Below are 20,553 nucleotides of genomic sequence, written 5' to 3'. Positions count from 1 at the left end.
GCGGGCGCGGAGGGGCGGGAGGTCTCTTACAGGCCGAACAGCATGCGGCCCGGGTTTTCCAGCTGGTTCTTGATGTCCACCAGGAACTGCACCGAGTCCTTGCCATCGATGATGCGATGGTCGTAGGACAGGGCCAGGTACATCATCGGCGCGATCACGACCTGGCCGTTCTGGGCGATCGGACGCTCCTTGATGGCGTGCATGCCCAGGATGGCGCTCTGCGGCGGGTTGATGATCGGGGTCGACAGCAGCGAACCAAAGGTGCCGCCGTTGGTCACGGTGAAGGTGCCGCCCTGCAGTTCGTCCAGGCCCAGCTTGCCGTCACGCGCCTTCTTGGCGTAGTCGGCGATGGTCTTTTCGATGTCGGCGAACGACATGCGCTCGACGTTGCGCAGGACCGGGGTGACCAGGCCCTTCTCGGTGGACACGGCGATCGAGATGTCCGAATAGCCGTGGTAGATGATGTCGTCGCCGTCGATCGAGGCGTTGACCAGCGGGAAGCGCTGCAGGGCGTTGGCAGCGGCCTTCACGAAGAAGCTCATGAAGCCCAGCTTGATGCCGTGTGCCTTGACGAACTCGTCCTGCAGGTCCTTGCGCGCGGCCGACACCTTGGACAGGTCGACTTCGTTGAAGGTGGTCAGCATGGCGGTGGAGTTCTTCGACTCCATCAGGCGTTCGGCGATGCGCTTGCGGATGCGGGTCATCGGCACGCGTTCTTCCGGACGTGCGCCACCGGCCTTGCCGGCGCCGCCGTTGCGGGCGAAGTTGACGATGTCTTCCTTGGTCACGGCGCCGCGACGGCCGGTGCCGTCGACGTCAGCCGGGTTCACGCCTTCGGTGATGGCGGTGAAGCGGGCACCCGGCGGCAGGGTGTCGGCAGCCGACTTGGCAGCCGGGGCCGGAGCGGCGGCAGCGGCCGGGGCAGCAGCGGCCGGGGCAGCGGCGGCAGCCGGAGCGGCTTCAGCGGCCGGAGCCGGGGCAGCAGCCACGGCGCCTTCTTCGATGATCGCCACGACCTGGCTGGAGGTCACGGTGTCGCCTTCCTTGAACTTGATCTCCTTGATCACGCCATCGACCGGCGACGGCACTTCCAGGACGACCTTGTCGGTTTCCAGGTCAAGCAGGTTTTCGTCGCGCTTGACGGCGTCGCCCACCTTCTTGTGCCAGGTGGCGATGGTGCCGTCGGCGACGGATTCGGGCAGTACCGGGGCTTTGACTTCGGTGGCCATTGCGGGAGCTTCCTGGTTTGTCTTCTAAATAGGGGGAGGGTTATTCAGCGAACGTGTCGTTGAACGGGTTGACCAGTGCATCGGCGACCAGCTGCTGCTGTTCGCGGACGTGGTCAGCCATGTGACCGGCAGCCGGCGAAGCCGAACGTGCGCGACCGGCGTAGTGCAGGTTCTGGCCTTCGGCCAGGCAGAACTGCAGGTGGTGGCGGATCTGGTACCACGCACCCTGGTTCTGCGGTTCTTCCTGCGTCCACACCACGTCGGTGGCCTTGCCGTACTTCTTCAGTTCGGCGGCCAGCAGCGCACGCGGGAACGGGTACAGCTGTTCCACGCGGATGATCGCCACGTCGTCCTGGCCACGCTTGGTCTGGTCTTCCAGCAGGTCGTAGTAGACCTTGCCCGAGCACAGCACCACGCGCTTGACCTTCTTGGCATCGGCATTGGCATCGCCGATCAGGTGCTGGAACTCGCCGTTGGCCAGCTCGTCCAGGGTCGACACGGCCAGCTTGTGGCGCAGCAGCGACTTGGGCGACATCACCACCAGCGGCTTGCGGGTGGTCAGGTGCTGCTGGCGGCGCAGCATGTGGAAGGCCTGTGCCGGGGTGGACGGAACCACGACCAGCATGTTTTCCAGCGCGCACAGCTGCAGGAAGCGCTCCAGGCGCGCCGAGCTGTGTTCCGGGCCTTGGCCTTCATAACCGTGCGGCAGCAGCAGGGTCAGGCCGGAAATACGCCCCCACTTGGCTTCGCCGGCGGCGATGAACTGGTCGATCACCACCTGGGCGCCGTTGGCGAAGTCGCCGAACTGGCCTTCCCAGATGCACAGGGTGTTGGGATCGGTGGTCGAGAAACCGTACTCGTAGGCCATCACGGCTTCTTCGCTCAGCAGCGAATCGATGATGGTGGCCTTCTCCGGCGAATCCACCAGCTGCCGCAGCGGCAGGTAGTAGTTGTCGGTCTTCTGGTCGTGCAGGATCGCGTGGCGGTGGGTGAAGGTGCCGCGGCCGACGTCCTGGCCGACCAGGCGCAGGGCATTGCCCTCGTCCAGCAGGGTGGCGTAGGCCAGGTTCTCGGCAAAGCCCCAGTCGCCCGGGATCTCGCCGGCGGCCATCTTGCGGCGGTCGTCGTAGACCTTCGACACGCGCGAGTGCAGCTGCACTTCTTCCGGCACGGTATTGATCAGCTTGGCCAGCTCGACCAGCTTGTCCTTGTCCACCTTGGTGGAGATCTCATCGGACAGCTTGCCTTCCAGCAGCTTCGGCCAATCGACGAACAGCGGGCTGGTCGGCGGGGTCTTCTCGACCTTGGCCAGTTCGGTGGTCACTTCGCCACCGTCCAGCTTGTCGCGGTACGCATCGACCATCGCCTTGCCGGCGCCGGCGGCGATCACGCCTGCCTTTTCCAGCTGCTCGGCGTACAGCTCGCGGGTGGTCGGGTGCTTGCGGATCACCTGGTACATCAGCGGCTGGGTGATCGCCGGTTCGTCGGCCTCGTTGTGGCCCCAACGGCGGTAGCACATCAGGTCGATGACCACGTCCTTGGCGAACTTCTGGCGGAACTCGAAGGCCAGCTGCGCGGCGAACACGACTGCTTCCGGATCATCGCCGTTCACGTGCAGCACCGGTGCGGCGATCATCTTCGCCACGTCGGTGGCATAGCGCGTGGAGCGCGTATCCAGCGGGTTGGAGGTGGTGAAGCCGACCTGGTTGTTGACCACGATGTGCACGGTGCCGCCGACGGCGAAGCCGCGGGCCTGCGACATCTGGAACAGCTCCATGACCACGCCCTGGCCGGAGAAGGCCGCGTCGCCGTGGATGAGGATCGGCATGACCTGCTTGCGGGCGGTGTCCTTGCGGCGCTCCTGGCGCGAACGCACGGAACCGGCAACCACCGGGTCGGCGATTTCCAGGTGCGACGGGTTGAACGCCAGCGCCAGGTGCACCGGGCCACCGTCGGTGGCCACGTCGGCCGAGAAGCCCATGTGGTACTTCACGTCGCCGGCCGAGGCGTGCTCGTCGTGCTCGAACTTGCCTTCGAACTCGTCGAACAGCTTGCGCGGGTTCTTGCCGAGGGTGTTGACGAGCACGTTCAGGCGGCCGCGGTGGGCCATGCCGACGACCACGTCCTTGACGCCATCCTTGCCGGCGCTGCGGATGATGGTGTCCATCATCGGGATCAGCGAGTCGCCGCCTTCCAGCGAGAAGCGCTTCTGGCCGACGTACTTGGTGTGCAGGTAGCGCTCGAGGCCTTCGGCGGCGGTCAGGCGCTCCAGCGTGCGGCGCTGGGTGTCAGCGTCCAGCTGGTAGTTGCCACCGGCCAGTTCCAGCTTCTTGTAGATCCACTGGCGCTGCTCGACTTCGGCGATGTGCATGAACTCTGCACCGATCGAGCCGGTGTAGGTCGCCTTCAGGCGTGCCAGCAGGTCACGCAGCTTCATGCGCGGCTGGCCGCCGACGCCGCCGGTGCTGAACTCACTGTTGAGATCGCCGTCGGACAGGCTGTGGAACGGCAGGCCCAGGTCCGGGGTGTTGACCGGCGTGGTCAGGCCCAGCGGGTCCAGGCGCGCATCGAGGTGGCCGCGCGAGCGGTAGGCAGTGATCAGACGACCGACATTGCGCTCACGCTCGTCGCCTGCACCCGTGCCGGTGCCGGCTTTCAGCGCATCCTTGGCCGCGTCCGCGATGTGGGAGATGACGGCCGAGTGCGGAATGTCGCCTGCTTCACGGCCCTTGAAGCCGTCGAAGTAGGTTTTCCATTTGGGATCGACACTATCCGGGGAGACCAGGTACTGCTCGTACAGGTCCTCGACATAGGAGGCGTTGCCGCCGGCGAGTTGCGAAGATTGCGCAAACTGCTTCAGTTGATTGTCCACGATGGAGGGTGCTGATTCGCTTTGTGGGGTATGGCTTCAGAAGGACCCTGCAGGAAAATGAATAGCCCTGCACGGGCGCGTTCAAACGGCCAAATTGTACCCCCATCCGGACACGAAGGGGCACCGCCAACGGCATTGCGCGTCCCCCGGTGTCGCTCCCAGACAGGTTTGTCCGGGACAGCGCGCTCAGATGCCGAGCGCGCGCAGTTCGCTGCAATCGCGCGAACGGTCCCAGACGCGCTGCAATTGCTGCTCGAACGGCTGCGAACGTGCGGGCAGCGCGATCCCGGCTTCGCCGTCCAGCCGATGGCCGATAAGACGAAAGTAGAAGTCGCCCGCGTCATTGACGAGGCAGGCCGAGGCCAGCGCACGGTCGATCGGATCGCTGACCTCGCGGAACTGGATCACACTGGGCAGGCGCTGGGCCAGCGCCAGCAGCGGGGAACCGGCAGCAGCAATGGCGGCCGCGTCGTGCACGATCACCCGCAATTGCTTGTCGTGGCGGGCGGTGACGAAGCGGCGCAGGGCCGCCTGCACCGGTGCTGCATCCAGCAGGCCGGGGTCGAGCTGGCGGCTGTGCAGCCACAGCTGGCGCCGCGCCCGGTGGATGATGGCGGTGGTGATGGCCACGGCCTCGGCGCGGCTGTCGATGGCGCTGGCCACGCCCAGCCGGCGGCGCATCTGCTGGTGGCCGATGCCGGCCTCCTCGAAGACCGCGCCTTCGGGCAGGAAGCCCTGGCGGGCGTAGAAATCACGGGCTGGCAGCTGCGCATGCAGGTGCACCTCGGCCAGGCCGAGCGCGCGCCCGGCCTCGACCAGTGCGTCCAGCAGGGCCTCGCCGACCCCCTGGTTGCGGTGGCTGGCCAGCACCGCCATGCGGCCGATGCGGCCATCGGGGGCGAGCCGGCCGGTGCCGACCGGCTGGCCATCGGCGTCCAGGGCCAGCGCGTGGGCGCTGACCGGGTCCAGCGCATCCCGCTCAAGCTCGGCCGCGATGCCCTGTTCCTGCACGAACACCCGCTGCCGCACGTCGTGGATGGCGGCGTGGGCGTCGGCGTGGCTGACCTGCTGGACCCGGATGGTGGCCATGGCTCAGGCGCGGCCGTCGTTGCTGTCGTCTTCGTCGTGGTCTTCGAAGTTGACGATGACCTCGATGCCGTCGTCGTGCACGTTTACGGTGTGCACGTCGTCGGAGACCACCTCGTCGTCGAGCTCGGCCACCTGGTCGTGGCCTTCGACCACTTCGCCCAGCACCGCGGCATCCTCGCCTTCGTCCTCGTCCTCGGCGTCAAACACCTCGTTCGGGTCGATCAGCTGGAACACGCCGCCGACCAGCAGCTGCTGCAGCACCGCGCGGCCCTTGTCGGACAGGCCACGATAGGCCGCCGCGTCCATCTGCTCGGCGCCGGCCAGGCGCTGTGCGTCCTTCACCGGCAGGGCGAAATCCTGGCCGCTGACATACAGGCTGGCGCCGCGCTTGGCCCGGCGCCAGGCCAGGCGTGCCCACGGGTGGCGCTGCAGCAGCAGGCCCGAAGCCAGCGCCTGCACCACTTCTTCCGGTGCCGGTGCCGCCTGGTGGGCCATCACTTCGCCCGCCGCGCGGTAGGTGGTGATGAAGCGGCCGAACCAGTCGCCCAGCTTGTCCGGATCGTTCATGCGGATGGCGTTGAGCGCGGTGATCACCCGTGCCATCGCTACCGTATCGATTTCGTTCGGATCGGCCGGGACCTTCAGGTCGGGATCCTGGTAACGGATGTTCTCGTCCGCATCGGCGATGAGCGTGTCCAGGTAGTCGCTGATCAGCTCGGCCGAGGCCGGCGCGCGCATGCCGAAGGAGAAGGTCAGGCAGGGGTCTTCGGCCACGCCGTGGTGCGGCACGTTCGGCGGCAGATACAGCATGTCGCCCGGCGCCAGCACCCAGTCGTGGGTCGGCTTGAACACCTGCAGCAGCTTCAGTTCCACGTCCGGGCGGAAGCCCAGCGGGGGCCGCTTGCCCTTGATCGATTCGCTGGCGTCGATCTGCCAGCGACGGTGGCCGTGGGCCTGCAGCAGGAACACGTCGTACTGGTCGACGTGGGCGCCGACCGAGCCACCGGTGGCGGCGAAGCTGATCATCACGTCATCCATGCGCCAGCGCGGCAGGAAGCTGAAGTGCTCGATCAGGGCGCGCACGTCCGGGTCCCACTTGTCGACGTCCTGCACGAGCAGGGTCCAGTCGCGGTCGGGCAGGGCGGGGAACACCTCTTCCTGGAACGGGCCGCTGCGCACGCGCCAGCCGTCCTGGGCCTTGTCGTGCTGGATCAGGCGCGCCAGCACGCCTTCCTCGCAGGCCAGCCCGGCCAGGTCTTCCGGCTGCACCGGGGTCTGGAAATCGGGGAAGGCATTGCGGATCAGCAGCGGGCGCTTCTGCCAGAAGTCGCGCAGGAACGTGGCCGGGGCCATGCCCAGCGGCTTGCCGGGGCGGGCGGTGACTTCGATGAGGGGAGCGGTGGACTTGCGGGCGGCCATGGGGGATTCCTTGCAGCGGAAAGCGGGAGGGGCGGCGTGGCGGGCCGCCTGAGATCTCCATTGTCCGCCGTTCGTGGGGATTGCGCACGTGCGCGGGTTTGTCGCGGGGGTTCCGGCCAACGGCGGAGCCCCTCGTGGCGGGGTGGGTTCACAAGCCGAAGCCGCGCTGGGCCGGGTGGGGTGGGTTCGCGGGACACGCCGTAAACCCATCCATGGGGGCTCGATGGCGCCATCCATGGCGCCAACGGTCCCGCGAACCCACCCCACCCGGCCCCTGACAGTTTCCTGCGCGGCCCGCCACGGAATGGAAGAAGAAAAGCAAAGGCAACGCGGGTCGCGCGCTGCGCTTGCTCGTGTAGCGCCGAAAAACAAAGAGGGACGCGGCGAAGCCGCGTCCCTCTCAATTCCGTCCCGACAACCCAATGCTCTTCGATCCGTCACCGGGAATCTGTCAGGGGTGGGGCGGGTTGGGTTCGCGGGACCGCAGGCGCCATGGATGGCGCCTACGAGCCCCCATGGACGGGTTCACGGCGTGTCCCGCGAACCCAACCCGCCCCGCCAAGCAAGGCATAACCCAGAGCCGCCTTTGACGTTAGCTGTTGCTGTTGCAGTTGCCTGCCGCAGGCAGCGCCCGCGGCCGCCGCCGCAAAGGAACCCCTCAGATCTTGCGAGCCAGCGCCTCAGCCAGACCCGTGTAGCTGCCCGGGGTCATCTCACGCAGCGACTGCTTGGCATCCTCCGGCAGCGCCAGCGTCTCCACGAACGCCCGCATCGACTCCGCCGTGATGCCCTGGCCACGCGTCAGCGCCTTCAGCTGCTCGTACGGGTTCGGCAGGCCATGGCGGCGCATCACCGTCTGCACGGCCTCGGCCAGCACTTCCCAGGCCGCGTCCAGATCGGCATCCAGGCGCTGCGGGTTCACTTCCAGCTTGCCCAGGCCCTTGGCCAGCGAATCCAGCGCCACCTGGCCGTGGCCGAAGGCGGTGCCCAGTGCGCGCAGCACCGTGGAATCGGTCAGGTCACGCTGCCAGCGGCTGATCGGCAGCTTCGCGCTGAAATGCTCGAACAGCGCGTTGGCGATGCCGAAGTTGCCCTCGGCGTTCTCGAAATCGATCGGGTTCACCTTGTGCGGCATCGTCGACGAACCGACTTCGCCTTCCTTCAGGCGCTGCTTGAAGTAGCCCAGCGAGATGTAGCCCCAGATGTCGCGGGCCAGGTCGATCAGGATGATGTTGGCGCGGCGCGCGGCATCGCCGATCTCGGCGATGTTGTCGTGCGGCTCGATCTGCGTGGTGTACGGGTTGAACACCAGGCCCAGGCTGGTCACGAAGCGCTCGGCGAAGGCCGGCCAGTCCACGTCCGGGTAGCTGGCCACGTGGGCGTTGTAGTTGCCCACCGCGCCGTTGATCTTGCCGGTCAGCTCGACCGCGGCGATCTGCCGGCGCTGGCGCTCCAGGCGGGCGACAACGTTGGCCAGCTCCTTGCCCAGGGTGGTCGGCGAGGCGGTCTGGCCGTGGGTGCGCGACAGCATCGGCTGTGCGGCCTGGGCGTGGGCCAGGGTGCGCAGGGTGGCGGCGACGCCGTCCAGGCTCGGCAGCAGCACTTCGCGGCGGGCCTGTTCCAGCATCAGGCCGTAGCTGAGGTTGTTGATGTCCTCGCTGGTGCAGGCGAAGTGCACGAACTCCAGCGCCGGGGCCAGCTCGGCGTCGTCCTTCAGCTGTTCCTTGATGAAGTACTCCACCGCCTTGACGTCATGGTTGGTGGTGCGCTCGATCTCCTTCACGCGCGCGGCCTGGGCCGCGGTGAGGTTGGCGGCGAGGGCGCGCAGGCGGGTGGTGGCCGCCTCGGAGAACGCGGCCAGTTCGACGATGCCCGGCTCGGCGCCCAGGGCCAGCAGCCACTCGACTTCGACCGTGATGCGGGCCTTGATCAGGCCGTATTCGGAGAAGATCGGGCGCAGGGCGTCGACCTTGCCGGCATAGCGGCCATCGAGCGGGGACAGGGCGAGCAGGGCGTAATCGGACATGTCGGCAGGGCTGGGGCGAGCGGCGGGGGCCATATTCTACGACGCTGCGGGCTGCCGCGCTTCGGCGTTGCCGGCGAGCGGCCGGCGCTACCGATCGGACGGTGCGACCCATCGGCGGCGTTCCATGCTTCGGACAAGGGAGTATCGTTGGCACAGCCGCCAGCCCCGGGAAGCGACCCGCTGCCAGCCGCCGCTTCCCTTTCCCCAACAGAAGTAGTGCGGAGTTGATGCAATGAGCAAAGCTGCAAGCAAGGGTGGAACCGCGACGTTCCGTATCGAACACGACAGCATGGGTGAACTGCAGGTACCTGCCGACGCCCTGTGGGGCGCGCAGACCCAGCGTGCCGTGGAGAACTTCCCGGTCTCGGGCCAGCGCATGCCGCGCGGTTTCATCCGTGCCCTGGGCCTGGTGAAGGGCGCTGCCGCCGGCGTCAACGCCGAGCTGGGCCACCTGCCCAAGGTCGTGGCCAAGGCCATCCAGGTGGCTGCCGCCGAAGTGTCGGCCGGTCAGTGGGACGCGCATTTCCCCATCGACGTCTACCAGACCGGTTCGGGTACCTCCTCGAACATGAATGCCAACGAGGTCATCGCCACCCTGGCCAACCGTGCCGGCAAGGCGGGCAAGACCGTGGTGCACCCCAACGACCACGTCAACCAGGGGCAGAGCTCCAACGATGTGATCCCGACGGCATTGCGCGTGTCGGCGGTGCTGGCCGTGCACGAGCATCTGCTGCCGGCGCTGGTGCACCTGCGCAAGACCCTGGACAAGAAGGGCCGCAGCCTGCGCAAGGTGGTCAAGACCGGCCGCACCCACCTGATGGATGCGATGCCGCTGACCTTCGAGCAGGAATTTGGCGCGTGGTCGGCGCAGCTGGCCTCGGCACAGGAACGCATCGAAGACAGCCTCAAGCGCGTGCGTCGCCTGCCGCTGGGCGGCACCGCCATCGGCACCGGCATCAATGCCGATCCGCGCTTCGGCGAGCAGGTGGCCAAGGCCCTCAAGCAGCAGACCGGTGTCAAGTTCGACAGCGCGGCGAACAAGTTTGAAGGCCTGGCCGCGCAGGATGATGCCGTGGAACTGTCCGGCCAGCTCAATGCCCTGGCCGTGGCCCTGATCAAGATCGCCAATGACCTGCGCTGGATGAACGCCGGTCCGCTGGCCGGGCTGGGCGAGATCGAACTGCCGGCCCTGCAGCCGGGCAGCTCGATCATGCCGGGCAAGGTCAACCCGGTCATTCCCGAGGCGACCGTGATGGCCTGCGCGCAGGTGATCGGCCACCACACCGCGATCACCGTGGCCGGGCAGACCGGCAACTTCCAGCTCAATGTCACCCTGCCGCTGATCGCGGTGAACCTGCTCGATGGCATCGGCCTGCTGGCCAACGTGTCCGTCCTGCTGGCCGACAGCGCGATCAAGGGGCTGAAGGTGCGCGAGGACCGCGTGGCCGAGGCGCTGGCGCGCAATCCGATCCTGGTGACCGCGCTGAACCCGATCATCGGCTATGAGAAGGCGGCGGCCATCGCCAAGCGGGCCTACAAGGAACAGCGCCCGGTGCTGGATGTGGCGCTGGAGGACAGCGGCCTGGACGAGGCCGAGCTGCGCCGCCTGCTGGACCCGGCCGCGCTGACCGCCGGTGGCATCCAGGCCGGTGGTGGTGGTGCCGGCGGCTGATCTGGCGGCATCCACGCACCAAACGAAAACGCCGCCCCTGGGGCGGCGTTTTTCGTATCAGCGGCGGTCGGCGACGATGTTGCCGAACGTCTCGGTGTAATCCTTGAACTCCGGGATGGCCTGCACCAGGTCCGGCGGAATCACCTCCATGCCCTCCGGTGGCTGGATCTTCACCGGCTGCATGTTCGGATCGGCCGGGGCCGCCACCAGGGTGTTCTGGCGCAGCACCTGCAGCTTGCCGAACATGGTCTGCAGCATCTGCCGCTGGCCATCGTTCAGCGGGATCTGGATCTCGTCCACCTTCATCGTGCCGTCGGGCAGGATGATGATGTTCGGCGCCGGCTGGCGGCGCACCGTCACCATGCTTTCGCTGACGGAGATCTTGGGCTTGCCGCGCTCGGCGCGGTGGTTGCGGTAGTCCTGGTCGCAGCCGGCCAGGCCCAGGCAGAGCAGGGCGACCAGCAGCAGCAACAGCTTCTTCATGGCGGTTCTATCGGGTGCATCGGGGGCCGCCATTGTAAGCCCGGGCGGCCCGGCACGGCCGGCAACGGGTCAGGTTGCCGGCCGGGTGCGGCGAAGTGTCACAGGGTCAGCGGTTGACCACGGTGTTGGTGTTGCAGTCGTCGATGTCGCGCTGGTCCATGGTGGCGTAGGGCTGGAACGCCGGCAGGTCGCGGGCCAGTGCCTGCTGGCTGGCCAGCATCGCCGGCAGCCGGTTGCACAGCTGCTTGGCCTGGGCTTCGATCTTCTCGGCCTCGGCATTGATGCGCTTCTCGATGCCGTCGGTGTCGCCACTGAACACGCCCTTGATCGCTTCGCTGGCGGCGCTGGCGCCCAGCTTGGCACCGGCCACGCCGATCTCCATGCCGTCCTGGGCGATGCCGGCGATCTGGCCGCGATAGTCCAGCAGCTGGCGACGCTGTGCCGGCGTGGTCTCCACTTCCTTGCCGGCGATCAGCAGGCGGCCATCCGGGGTGATCTCCGCACGCGGCTGCTTGTCCGAGGAAATCTTGATGTTGCCCTTGGCGATTTCCTCACGGGCCTTGTCGGTGGCTTCCTTGACGCTCTTGCCGATCTCGCCGGTGGCATCGGCCACGGCCTTGCCCGGCGACGTGTCCGACGGCGAAGAGGAAGACGAGGACGTGCCGCCACAGGCGATCAGCGGCAGGCACAGCAGGACGGCAGGCATCAGGCGCAGCAGGTTCATGGCGTTCTCCTCAAGGCAATGGATGGATGGCTTACTTGCCGCGCGGCAGGGTGACCTTGCCGCCGATGTCGCGATGGCGGACGTCGCCGCTGCCACTGTGGTCGACGGTCAGGTTGCCGCCGGCGCCGTTGACGGTGATGTCGCCCGAGCCGTGGCTGCGCACGTGCACGTTGCCGCCGGTCTGGTCGATGTCCACGTCGCCGGAGCCGACCACGCCGATCTCCACGTTGCCCTTCACCTGGCGGAAGCCGATGTCGCCCGAGCCGACCGTTTCCAGCCGCGCGTTGCCACGCACGTCGCTGATCTTCAGGTCACCCGAACCGACGGTGCCGACCACGGCGTCGCCGCCGATGTTGCGGGCCTTGACGTCGCCCGAACCCAGCGACAGCAGGTTCAGCGATGCGGCGCCGTCGATGTCCAGGTCGCCCGAGCCGACCGCAGCATGCACGCTGCCCCGCGTGCCGCGGGCGATGCCATCACCGGAGCCGACATCCATGCTCAGCGACTGCGCGTTGTCCACGCTGGCATCGCCGGAACCGATGCGGAACTGCAGCGGCAGGTTGTCCGGCACGCTGCCACGGATGTCCAGCCAGGCATGGAAGTTGCCCAGGCTGAGGCCGGGCCGGCTGTCACGGCGCAGGCTGACCACCAGCTTGTCGCCTTCGCGGCGCTGGTCCAGCCGCAGCTGGTCCAGCAGCTCCTGGCTGGACGCGCAGGCGCGGCCTTCCAGCTGGCCACCGCCGGCATTGGCGACCACCTTCAGATCGTGCTGGTTGACCTCGAACACCACGGCCTTGGCACCGGCCGTGTCCAGCTTCAGCGAGCGCGGCGCGGAAAGCTTGCAGTTCGGTGCGTCGGCGGCCTGCACCGACAGCGGCAACAGCAGCAACAGGGCACTACAGGCGAGCAGGGTACGCATGGTGGTCTCTCCGGGAAGGGATCAGATTTCGCCGGCGCGCTTGCGCAGGCGGATGGCCAGGATGATGAAGGCGACGCCGAACGCTGCACCGATCCACAGGTCGGGCATGGCCAGGGTCTTCAGCTGCTCGGCCGGGCTCATCAGCGCGGCCAGCGACTCGACGCTCTTGGCCCTGTCGCTCGCGCTGAGGCGGTAGACCAGGTCCACGCCCGGCACCGTGCCCAGCAGCAGGCGGCCGACGATGTGCTGCCAGAACCAGCCGGTGGTCATGTCGAACACATGCATCAGCTTGGTGGTGCTGACGATGATGCCGGCGAACAGCGGCAGCATGACCGCCCACAGGAACGGCTTGCTCTTGGCCCAGGCCGAGCACAGCAGCAGCCAGCCGGCGGTCGGCAGCGCCCACAGCGCGTACACCGGGATGGCGGTCAGCAGGCCGGCGCTCAGGGTCAGCGGACTGGCCGGGCCCCAGATCAGGGTGGTCGCGCTGCCGCCGTGGGTGACCGCGACGATGCTGATGATCAGCAGGAAGCCGAACATGGTGGCGACGGCGGCCAGGGTGGCCACCAGCGGCGCGATGACCAGGGCGCTGATCACCTTGGACAACACGGTCTGGGTGTCCGACAGCGGCAGCGACTTCCAGAACAGGATGCTGCGGTCGCGGCGGTCGTCGTAGAGGGCGCCCAGGCAGTAGAAGAACACCACGAAGGCCAGCACCAGGAAGGGCCAGGTGGAGCTGAGCAGCAGGGTCAGGTCCAGGCCGTTGCCGAGGTCGGCCATGTCCTTGGCGCTGATCTTCTGAGTCAGCAGGGCCAGGTCCAGGCCGTTGATGTTCACGTCCTCGCCATCGACGTGCAGGCCGCCGTCGCGGGCGGCGCGGTGCAGGGCGAACAGGCCCAGTCCGATGCCCACCGCGCTCATCAGCAGCGAGACGATGCCGGCGATCAGCGGGGCGTACAGGAAGCCGCCGCGGTTCTCCCAGTATTCGCGCTTGAGCAGCCAGCGCAGGGTGCCTGCGGGGCTGACCGGATGGTTGACGGCATTCATGCGTAGGTCCCCTTCATGACAGCGACGAACAGATCGGCCAGGCCCGCGTTGCGGGTCTCGCCCAGGGTGGAAAGCTGGCTGCGCGGCACGCCGTCGAACAGCAGCACGGTCTTGCCGAAGGCCTGGGCGCGCTCGTCGATCGGCTTCAGTGCGCGGGCGGTTTCCAGCTGGTCTGCACCCACCAGCAGCTCGGTGTAGCGTTCGCCCACCTCGTCCATCTCCGCGCTGAGGACCACGCGGCCATCGCGGATGAACATCACGTCGCTGAGGATGTGCTCGATCTCTTCCACCTGGTGGGTGGTGACGATGATCGTCTTCTGCTCGTCGAAGTAGTCCTCCAGCAGGCGCTGGTAGAACTCCTTGCGGTACAGGATGTCCAGGCCCAGGGTCGGCTCGTCCAGCACCAGGATGCGGGCGTCGATGGCCATCACCAGGGCCAGGTGCAGCTGCACGATCATGCCCTTGGACAGCTCGCGCACGCGCTGCTTGGGCTGCAGCTTGGTGTTGGCCAGGAAGCGTTCGCAGCGGGCGCGGTCGAAGCGCGGGTGCACGCCGGCCACGAAATCGATGGCCTCGCGCACCTTCAGCCAGCGCGGCAGCACGGCCACGTCGGCGATGAAGCAGATGTCCTTCATCAGTTCATCGCGGTGCGCCCGCGGGTCGCGGCCCAGCACCGACAGCTCGCCCTCCACCGAGGTCAGGCCGAGGATGGCCTTCAGTGCGGTGGTCTTGCCGGCGCCATTGGGCCCGATCAGGCCGACGATGCGGCCTGCCGGGATGGAGAAGCTGGCGTTGTCGAGGGCAACGGTGTTCTTGTAGGCCTTGCGCAGGCCCTTGGCGGTGATGACGGCTTCGCTTGCGACGGTACTCATCAGATCTTCCCCTGGGGCAGCAATTCGTCGAGGCTCAGGCCCAGGCGCTGGATGCGCTCCAGGACCGCCGGCCATTCTTCATTGAGGAAGCGCTCACGCTCGCTGCTGCGCAGCTGCGTGGCGGCCTGCTCGGTCATGAACATGCCCAGGCCGCGGCGCTTCTCGACCAGGCCTTCATCGGCCAGTTCCTGGTAGGCGCGCGAAACGGTGATGGGATTGAGCTGGTAGTCGGCGGCCACCTGGCGCACCGAAGGCAGGGCGTCGCCCGGCTTGAGGATTCCGTCGAGCATCATGGCGATCACGCGCTCCTTCAGCTGGCGGTAGATGGGAGCGCCGTCGCTCCACTGGATGTCGCTCATATTCAGCTCCGTGGGGTCAGCGGCTGTGCGAACGAGAAGTACGGCATGGACAGGGAGCTGTGCAGCCGACGCGGGGGAGGGGGAGAGGGTTCGGCGTTCCCGGCCGTGAAGGGTGCTGCGTCCTGCGGGGTGTTGTCGGGGGAGGAGGAGGGCACCGGCGGTGCCGGCAGGGCCAGCCAGAGCAGGGCCAACAGCGTGGATACGGCCGTGACCGCAGGGGCGGCATGGCGGCGTCGCATCTGGATGTTCATGGTTTCCCCCTGTCTCAGGTGACTGGTGTTGTATGCAACTATAACACCGGCACGCTGTCGTGCAAGACCCGCTGCAACCCAACTGATGGCAGGGGTGGTCACACTTCTGAAGCTATCGAGTCAAGTGATTGATCTGATTGGAGAACGGGCTTCGCACAGCCGTGTTTTCCGGACCCGCTTCCATTCAGCAACATCGATGCTATGTCATCGGCGGTGCGCTGGCGGGCCCCAGGGGCGGCAGCCGCCACGCCGCGCAAAGTGAGGCGGCCCCTGCAACGGCAGGCGCTCCGGGCCCCGGTGCTATAGTTCGGCCGATTCCCGGCCGGAGCTGGCCGGAGCCCTGAAACAGCTACCGCGGAACGACCCTCATGCCTCTGCCGACTGCTCTCCCGCGCCGCCTTCGCGGCCTGTCCCTGTTGACCGTGCTGGCCTTTGGCCTGGCCGGGTCGGCCAGCGCCCTGGCCGCCGATCTGCTTGATGTGAGCTACCGCCCGTTGGCCGGCAAGCAGCAGGTCAACCTGGAAAAGCGCTACCACGGCCAGGTGCTGCTGGTGGTCAACACCGCCAGCAAGTGTGGCTACACCCCGCAGTACGAAGGCCTGGAGGCGCTGCACAAGCAGTACGCCAGCAAGGGCTTTGCCGTGCTCGGCTTCCCGTCGAATGATTTCAAGGGCCAGGAGCCCGGCGATGAGAAGCAGATCCAGGATTTCTGCACGCTGACCTACGGCGTCAAGTTCCCGATGTTCGAGAAGGTGCACGTGGTCGGTGCCGAGGCCACGCCGCTGTACCAGCGCCTGACCGCCGCCACCGGCGTTGCCCCGGGCTGGAACTTCCACAAGTACCTGGTGGGCCGCGATGGCAAGGTCATTGCCCAGTTCGCCAGCAAGGTCACACCGGATGATCCGCAGCTGAAAGCGGCCATCGACAAGGCGCTGGCTGCGCCGGCCACCCATTGAATGACGGCACGCACGCCTCGACATCTCCGGCGTGCGTGCGACAATGATTGCTTTCGCGCCGACGTCGGCGCCCAGACACTTCCAGGAATGCAGCGAATGAAGATGGGAATGCGCGGCGCAGCGGCGTCGGTTCTGATTCTGGCGATGGGCACCTCTGGTGCTGCCCTGTCGCAACAACCGGCCGCACCGGCGGCCGCCAAGGAGACCGCAACCTTGAATTCCCCCAAGCAGAAGCTCGGCTACGCCATCGGTCTGGATGTGGCCAAGTCGTTCGCACCGATCGCCGATGAAATCGACGTGGCCGCCCTGCGCACCGCCGTCGAGCGTTCGTTCGAAGGCCTGCAGCCGCAGATCACCCAGGACCAGGCCAAGGCCACCGACGCGGCCCTGCGCCAGGTCGTGATGGCCCGCAACGGCCAGCAGGTTCCGGGCATGGCACCGGGCTCGCAGCCGGCCAAGGTCGACCGCGTCAAGGTCGCTCAGATGATCGGTTCCTACTCGGTCGGCCCGTCGCTGGCGCAGCTGAAGGATGACATCGATACGGCCTCGCTGTTTGACGCGATCAGCACCGCTCTGAGCAAGGGCCAGCCGAAGATGACCGAAGCTGACGCGACGGCCACCATCCAGTCGTTCATGAGCACCAAGCAGGCTGAAATGCAGGCCAAGGCCGCCCAGGCTGCGCAGACCAACCGTCAGGAAGGCAACGCGTTCCTGGCCAAGAACAAGACCCAGCCGGGCGTGGTGACCACCGCCTCGGGCCTGCAGTACCAGGTGATCCGCCCGGGTAGCGGCGAGCGCCCGCTGCCGAGCAGCAAGGTGCGCGTGAACTACGAAGGCAAGCTGCTGGACGGCACCGTGTTTGACAGCTCCGCCAGCCGTGGCCCGGCCGAGTTCGGCCTGGACCAGGTCATCAAGGGCTGGACCGAGGGCGTGGCCCTGATGCCGGTCGGTTCCAAGTACCGCTTCTGGATCCCGGGCGACCTGGCCTATGGCGAGAACGGCACCCCGGGTGGCCCGATCGGCCCGAACGCCACGCTGACCTTCGACGTCGAGCTGCTGGGCGTTCTGCCGTAAGCCCCCAGGAGTCAGCACGGACATGCGCGTTGCGATTTTCGGTACCGGCTACGTCGGTCTGGTGACAGGGACCTGCCTGGCCGATGCCGGCCACCAGGTGGTCTGCGTCGATATCGACCAGGCCAAGGTGGACGGCCTCAACCAGGGCATCATCCCGATCTACGAGCCGGGCCTGGAGCCGATGGTGAAGGCCAACCACGCCGCGTCGCGGCTGGCGTTCACCACCGATGCCGCAGCCGCCATCGGCCATGGGCAGGTGGTGTTCATCGCCGTCGGCACGCCGCCGGACGAGGATGGCAGCGCCGACCTGCAGTACGTGCTGGCCGTGGCCCGCACCATCGGCCGGCACATGAGCGTGCCGACCGTGGTGGTCAACAAGTCGACGGTGCCGGTGGGCACCGCCGACAAGGTGCGTGCAGCGATCGCCGCCGAGCTTTCCGCGCGTGGCGCGGACATCGCCTTCGACGTGGTGTCCAACCCCGAGTTCCTGAAGGAAGGCGATGCGGTGGCTGACTGCATGCGCCCGGACCGCATCATCATCGGCGCCACCAGCGCCGAATCGGTGGCGGTGATGCGCCGCCTGTATGCACCGTTCAACCGCAACCACGACCGCGTGGTGGAAATGGACGTGCGTTCGGCCGAGCTGACCAAGTACGCGGCCAACGCGATGCTGGCGACCAAGATTTCGTTCATGAACGAAATCGCCAACATCGCCGAGCGCGTCGGCGCCGACATCGAGCAGGTCCGCCAGGGCATCGGTTCGGACCCGCGCATCGGCTGGCACTTCATCTACCCGGGCGCCGGCTACGGTGGCTCGTGCTTCCCCAAGGATGTGCAGGCGCTGGCCAGCACCGCGCAGCAGTACGGCCTGGAGCCGAAGCTGCTCAATGCCGTCGAAGCGGTCAATGATGCGCAGAAGGGCCACCTGTTCGAACTCATCCAGCGCCATTACGGCACGGATGCGGGCGCGAGCCTGCGTGGGAAGACGTTTGCGGTGTGGGGCCTGGCCTTCAAGCCCAATACCGACGACATGCGCGAGGCATCCAGCCGCCGCCTGCTGGCCCAGCTTTGGGACGCCGGTGCGACGGTGCGTGCCTACGACCCGGAAGCCACCCATGAAGCGCAGCGCATCTTCGGGCAGCGCGACGATCTGGTGTTCTGCGGCAGTGCCGACGAGGCCCTGCAGGGCGCCGCTGCGGTGGTCGTGGTGACCGAGTGGAAGCAGTTCCGCAGCCCCGATTTCCAGGCGCTGCGTTCGCAGCTGAAGGACGCGGTGGTGTTCGATGGCCGCAACCTGTACGACCCGTCCGAGGTCGAGGCTGCCGGCCTGGCTTATTACGGCATTGGCCGGGGGCGTTCGTTGCATGTCTGAGTTGCCGAGTGAACGTGAGCAGGCGCTGGAAGCGCGCCTGGTCGAACTGGAGATGCGCGTGTCCTTCCAGGAACACGCGCTGGCCGAACTGAGCGATGCGCTGGCCGCTGCAAGCATGCAGGGCAGCCGCAATGCCGATGTGCTGCGCGTGCTGCTGGAAGACCTGGGCAAGGTCCGCAACGCATTGAATTCTTCCGATCCGGCGAGCGAACCGCCGCCGCCGCACTACTGATCCGATTCCTATGAGCGATACCCTCCGCGACCAGCTGATGGGCCTGGGCTTCAAGCCGGCACCCAAGCCCGAGCGCAAGAACGATGCCCCCCGCCGTGATGGCCGCCCGCAGGGCAAGGGTGGCAATGGCGATGGCAATGCAAGGCCGCAGGGCGCTGGCAAGGGCGAACAAAAGCCCGGCGAGCGTCGTGGCCATGGCCGTGGTGGTGCCGGCAAGCCCGGCCCGTCGCGCGGCCCGGGCCAGCAGGGCCCGCGCAAGCCGCGCACTGCCGAAGAGATGGACCTGGCCAAGGCCTACGCCATCCGCGCGCAGAAGGAAAAAGAAGAGCGCATCGAGACCGAGCGCCTGAAGCAGGAAGAAGCGCGCCAGCGCCGCGAGGCCAAGGCCAAGCTGGAAGAACTGCTGAAGGACAAGGGGCTCAATGACGAGGCGGCCGACATCGCCCGTCACTTCCCCTACGGCGGCAAGATCAAGCGCATCTACGTGACCGCTGCGCAGCTGACCGCGCTCAATGCGGGTGAGCTGGGCGTGGTGCAGCTCAACGGCCGTTACCTGCTGGTGACCGCCGAGCTGCTGGCGCAGTCGGAGGCCGTGTTCGCCGCATCGGTGGCGCTGAAGGTCGATCCGAATGCACCGGCCGAAGAAGATCCGTATGCGGATCCGCAGTTCCAGGTGCCGGACGACCTGGTCTGGTAAGCAGGCCTGCAGGATGACGAGGACGCCGGGCATTGCCCGGCGTTTTCGTCAGTGCGTGCCGGTGGCGCTGCGCCGCGCGCGGATCAACGGCAGGCTCAGCGCGAAGAAGCACAGCAGGGCGCCGACCAGGGCAAAGCCGCTTCCGGCGAGGAACGCGGTGCGGCCGTTGTCGATGGGCCACAGCTGGCCGGCGATGAGTGCGCCGAGCACGCCGCCGACACCGGACGAGAAACCGTACAGCAGGCCCTGGCCGTGGCCGTTGAGCCGGCCCGGGAAATAGGTCGCCAGCATCTGCATGGCCGCGGCGAAGAAGGCGGCGAAGCCCAGCGCATGTGCGGTCTGCGCCAGCAGCATCACCGGCAGGTTTTCCGGGAACAATGCGGTGACCGCCCAGCGCAGGCAGGAGCTGACCAGGGCGATCAGCAGCATCCAGCTGGCGTCGTAGCGGCGGAAGAAGCGGCCGATGGTGAAGAACACGCCCACCTCGAACACCACGCCGATGGTCCACAACAGGCCGAGGGTCGAGGTGCGGTAGCCGTGGTGGTCCATGTAGACCGAGAAGAACGTGTAGTACGGCCCGAACGACAGCTGTTCCATGAACGCGGCCAGGAAGAACGCGAGCACCGGCGGCCGGCGCACGATCTGCCAGAAACCGCTGGCGTCGCCCTCGGCCTTGCCGATGCCGCGTGCGTACTGGTTGCTGAAGGCCGAAGCCACCAGCAGGGCGAACAGCGGCAGCATCATCCATGGCAGCAGCCCGGCGCGGCTGCCGCTGCCGTCGCCTTCGATCAGCCAGCCGAACAGGGTGACAATGGCGATGAAGCCCAGCGAGCCCCAGACGCGGATCAGCCCATAACGATGGCTGTCGCTGCCCAGGTGGGTGAGGGTGATCGACTCGAACTGCGGCATCACCGCGTTGTAGAAGAAGCAGAACACCACCATCGCCGGGTACATCCACGGCTGCGGCAGCGGCAGCAGGAACACCGCGAAACTCAGCAGCGTCAGCACGCAGCCCACCCGCAGCAGGCGGATCGGGCGTGGCGAGGCCGCCGCCAGTGATGTCCAGGTGCTGGGCGCGATCACGCGGGTGGCGTACCACAGGCCCATCATCACGCTGATGGCGGTGACGCTCATCCCGCGCGCGGTCAGGAACAGGCTCCAGTACGGCGTGAACGCGCCGAGCGCGGCGTAATAGAACAGGTAGAAGCTGGACAGGCGTGCGGCGGGAACGGTCATCGCGGGAATAATGCACGTGGCGCC

18 protein-coding genes are annotated in these 20,553 nt (G+C 67.3%); 6 read left to right on the top strand and 12 right to left on the bottom strand.

Going from position 1 to position 20,553, the window contains the following annotated elements; genetic code table 11:
* Positions 1-26: 26 nt before the first annotated feature.
* From sucB to purB, 5 genes are all read right to left on the bottom strand, one after another.
* Entirely contained in the window at positions 27-1,229 is a 1,203-nt protein-coding gene (sucB, locus tag C1927_RS13665; protein ID WP_108746993.1) for a dihydrolipoyllysine-residue succinyltransferase, read from the bottom strand.
* Positions 1,230-1,269: 40 nt separating this feature from the next.
* Complete coding sequence (locus C1927_RS13660) at positions 1,270-4,101, bottom strand: 2-oxoglutarate dehydrogenase E1 component (RefSeq protein ID WP_108746992.1); 2,832 nt, start codon at positions 4,099-4,101, stop codon at positions 1,270-1,272.
* Positions 4,102-4,287: 186 nt separating this feature from the next.
* A complete protein-coding gene (locus tag C1927_RS13655) occupies positions 4,288-5,190 on the bottom strand; it encodes a GNAT family N-acetyltransferase (RefSeq protein WP_108746991.1) in 903 nt (300 codons plus the stop codon).
* Positions 5,191-5,193: 3 nt separating this feature from the next.
* On the bottom strand, positions 5,194-6,609 hold the full coding sequence (locus C1927_RS13650; RefSeq protein WP_079222424.1) for a cupin domain-containing protein: 1,416 nt from the start codon (positions 6,607-6,609) through the stop codon (positions 5,194-5,196).
* 658 nt (positions 6,610-7,267) lie between these two features.
* The gene (purB, locus tag C1927_RS13645) at positions 7,268-8,635 is read right to left on the bottom strand and encodes an adenylosuccinate lyase (RefSeq protein ID WP_108746990.1); all 1,368 of its coding nucleotides are present in this window, start codon (positions 8,633-8,635) and stop codon (positions 7,268-7,270) included.
* 232 nt (positions 8,636-8,867) lie between these two features.
* Between purB and C1927_RS13640 the strand changes: the two genes are divergently transcribed.
* On the top strand, positions 8,868-10,307 hold the full coding sequence (locus C1927_RS13640) for a class II fumarate hydratase (RefSeq protein ID WP_108746989.1): 1,440 nt from the start codon (positions 8,868-8,870) through the stop codon (positions 10,305-10,307).
* Between the two features lie 57 nt (positions 10,308-10,364).
* Here C1927_RS13640 and C1927_RS13635 read toward each other — a convergent pair whose 3' ends face one another.
* From C1927_RS13635 to C1927_RS13610, 6 genes are all read right to left on the bottom strand, one after another.
* A complete protein-coding gene (locus C1927_RS13635; RefSeq protein WP_108746988.1) occupies positions 10,365-10,790 on the bottom strand; it encodes a hypothetical protein in 426 nt (141 codons plus the stop codon).
* A gap of 106 nt (positions 10,791-10,896) precedes the next feature.
* Positions 10,897-11,514: a hypothetical protein gene (locus C1927_RS13630; RefSeq protein ID WP_108746987.1), complete on the bottom strand. Its 618-nt coding sequence runs from the start codon at positions 11,512-11,514 to the stop codon at positions 10,897-10,899.
* A 31-nt stretch (positions 11,515-11,545) separates the two neighbouring features.
* Positions 11,546-12,433, bottom strand: a complete 888-nt coding sequence (locus C1927_RS13625; RefSeq protein WP_108746986.1) for a DUF2807 domain-containing protein — start codon at positions 12,431-12,433, stop codon at positions 11,546-11,548.
* A 21-nt stretch (positions 12,434-12,454) separates the two neighbouring features.
* Positions 12,455-13,480, bottom strand: a complete 1,026-nt coding sequence (locus C1927_RS13620; protein ID WP_079222418.1) for a hypothetical protein — start codon at positions 13,478-13,480, stop codon at positions 12,455-12,457.
* The gene (locus C1927_RS13615) at positions 13,477-14,352 is read right to left on the bottom strand and encodes an ABC transporter ATP-binding protein (protein ID WP_108746985.1); all 876 of its coding nucleotides are present in this window, start codon (positions 14,350-14,352) and stop codon (positions 13,477-13,479) included. The genes C1927_RS13620 and C1927_RS13615 overlap by 4 nt, the downstream gene beginning before the upstream one ends.
* Entirely contained in the window at positions 14,352-14,711 is a 360-nt protein-coding gene (locus C1927_RS13610; RefSeq protein WP_079222416.1) for a GntR family transcriptional regulator, read from the bottom strand. The genes C1927_RS13615 and C1927_RS13610 overlap by 1 nt, the downstream gene beginning before the upstream one ends.
* Before the next feature lie 619 nt (positions 14,712-15,330).
* On the opposite strand from C1927_RS13610, the gene C1927_RS13600 reads away from it, so the two are divergent.
* The 5 genes from C1927_RS13600 to C1927_RS13580 all read left to right on the top strand — a co-directional run bounded on the left by C1927_RS13600 (position 15,331) and on the right by C1927_RS13580 (position 19,293).
* Positions 15,331-15,918 carry a glutathione peroxidase gene (locus tag C1927_RS13600; protein ID WP_108746983.1) on the top strand — a complete coding sequence of 196 codons (588 nt, stop codon included), beginning with the start codon at positions 15,331-15,333 and terminating at the stop codon, positions 15,916-15,918.
* Between the two features lie 96 nt (positions 15,919-16,014).
* On the top strand, positions 16,015-16,992 hold the full coding sequence (locus C1927_RS13595; protein WP_108746982.1) for an FKBP-type peptidyl-prolyl cis-trans isomerase: 978 nt from the start codon (positions 16,015-16,017) through the stop codon (positions 16,990-16,992).
* 22 nt (positions 16,993-17,014) lie between these two features.
* Positions 17,015-18,364, top strand: a complete 1,350-nt coding sequence (locus C1927_RS13590; RefSeq protein WP_079222412.1) for a UDP-glucose/GDP-mannose dehydrogenase family protein — start codon at positions 17,015-17,017, stop codon at positions 18,362-18,364.
* Positions 18,357-18,596 carry a SlyX family protein gene (locus C1927_RS13585; RefSeq protein ID WP_079222411.1) on the top strand — a complete coding sequence of 80 codons (240 nt, stop codon included), beginning with the start codon at positions 18,357-18,359 and terminating at the stop codon, positions 18,594-18,596. Before C1927_RS13590 ends, C1927_RS13585 begins: the two co-directional genes overlap by 8 nt.
* Before the next feature lie 10 nt (positions 18,597-18,606).
* Entirely contained in the window at positions 18,607-19,293 is a 687-nt protein-coding gene (locus C1927_RS13580) for a DUF2058 family protein (RefSeq protein ID WP_108746981.1), read from the top strand.
* Between the two features lie 48 nt (positions 19,294-19,341).
* On the opposite strand, the gene C1927_RS13575 is transcribed toward C1927_RS13580, so the two are convergent.
* Positions 19,342-20,529 carry an MFS transporter gene (locus tag C1927_RS13575; RefSeq protein ID WP_108746980.1) on the bottom strand — a complete coding sequence of 396 codons (1,188 nt, stop codon included), beginning with the start codon at positions 20,527-20,529 and terminating at the stop codon, positions 19,342-19,344.
* Positions 20,530-20,553 lie beyond the last annotated feature (24 nt).

Source organism: Stenotrophomonas sp. ZAC14D1_NAIMI4_1 (assembly GCF_003086775.1).
Classification (GTDB): domain Bacteria; phylum Pseudomonadota; class Gammaproteobacteria; order Xanthomonadales; family Xanthomonadaceae; genus Stenotrophomonas.
This window is presented reverse-complemented; position numbering and strand designations above follow the sequence as displayed.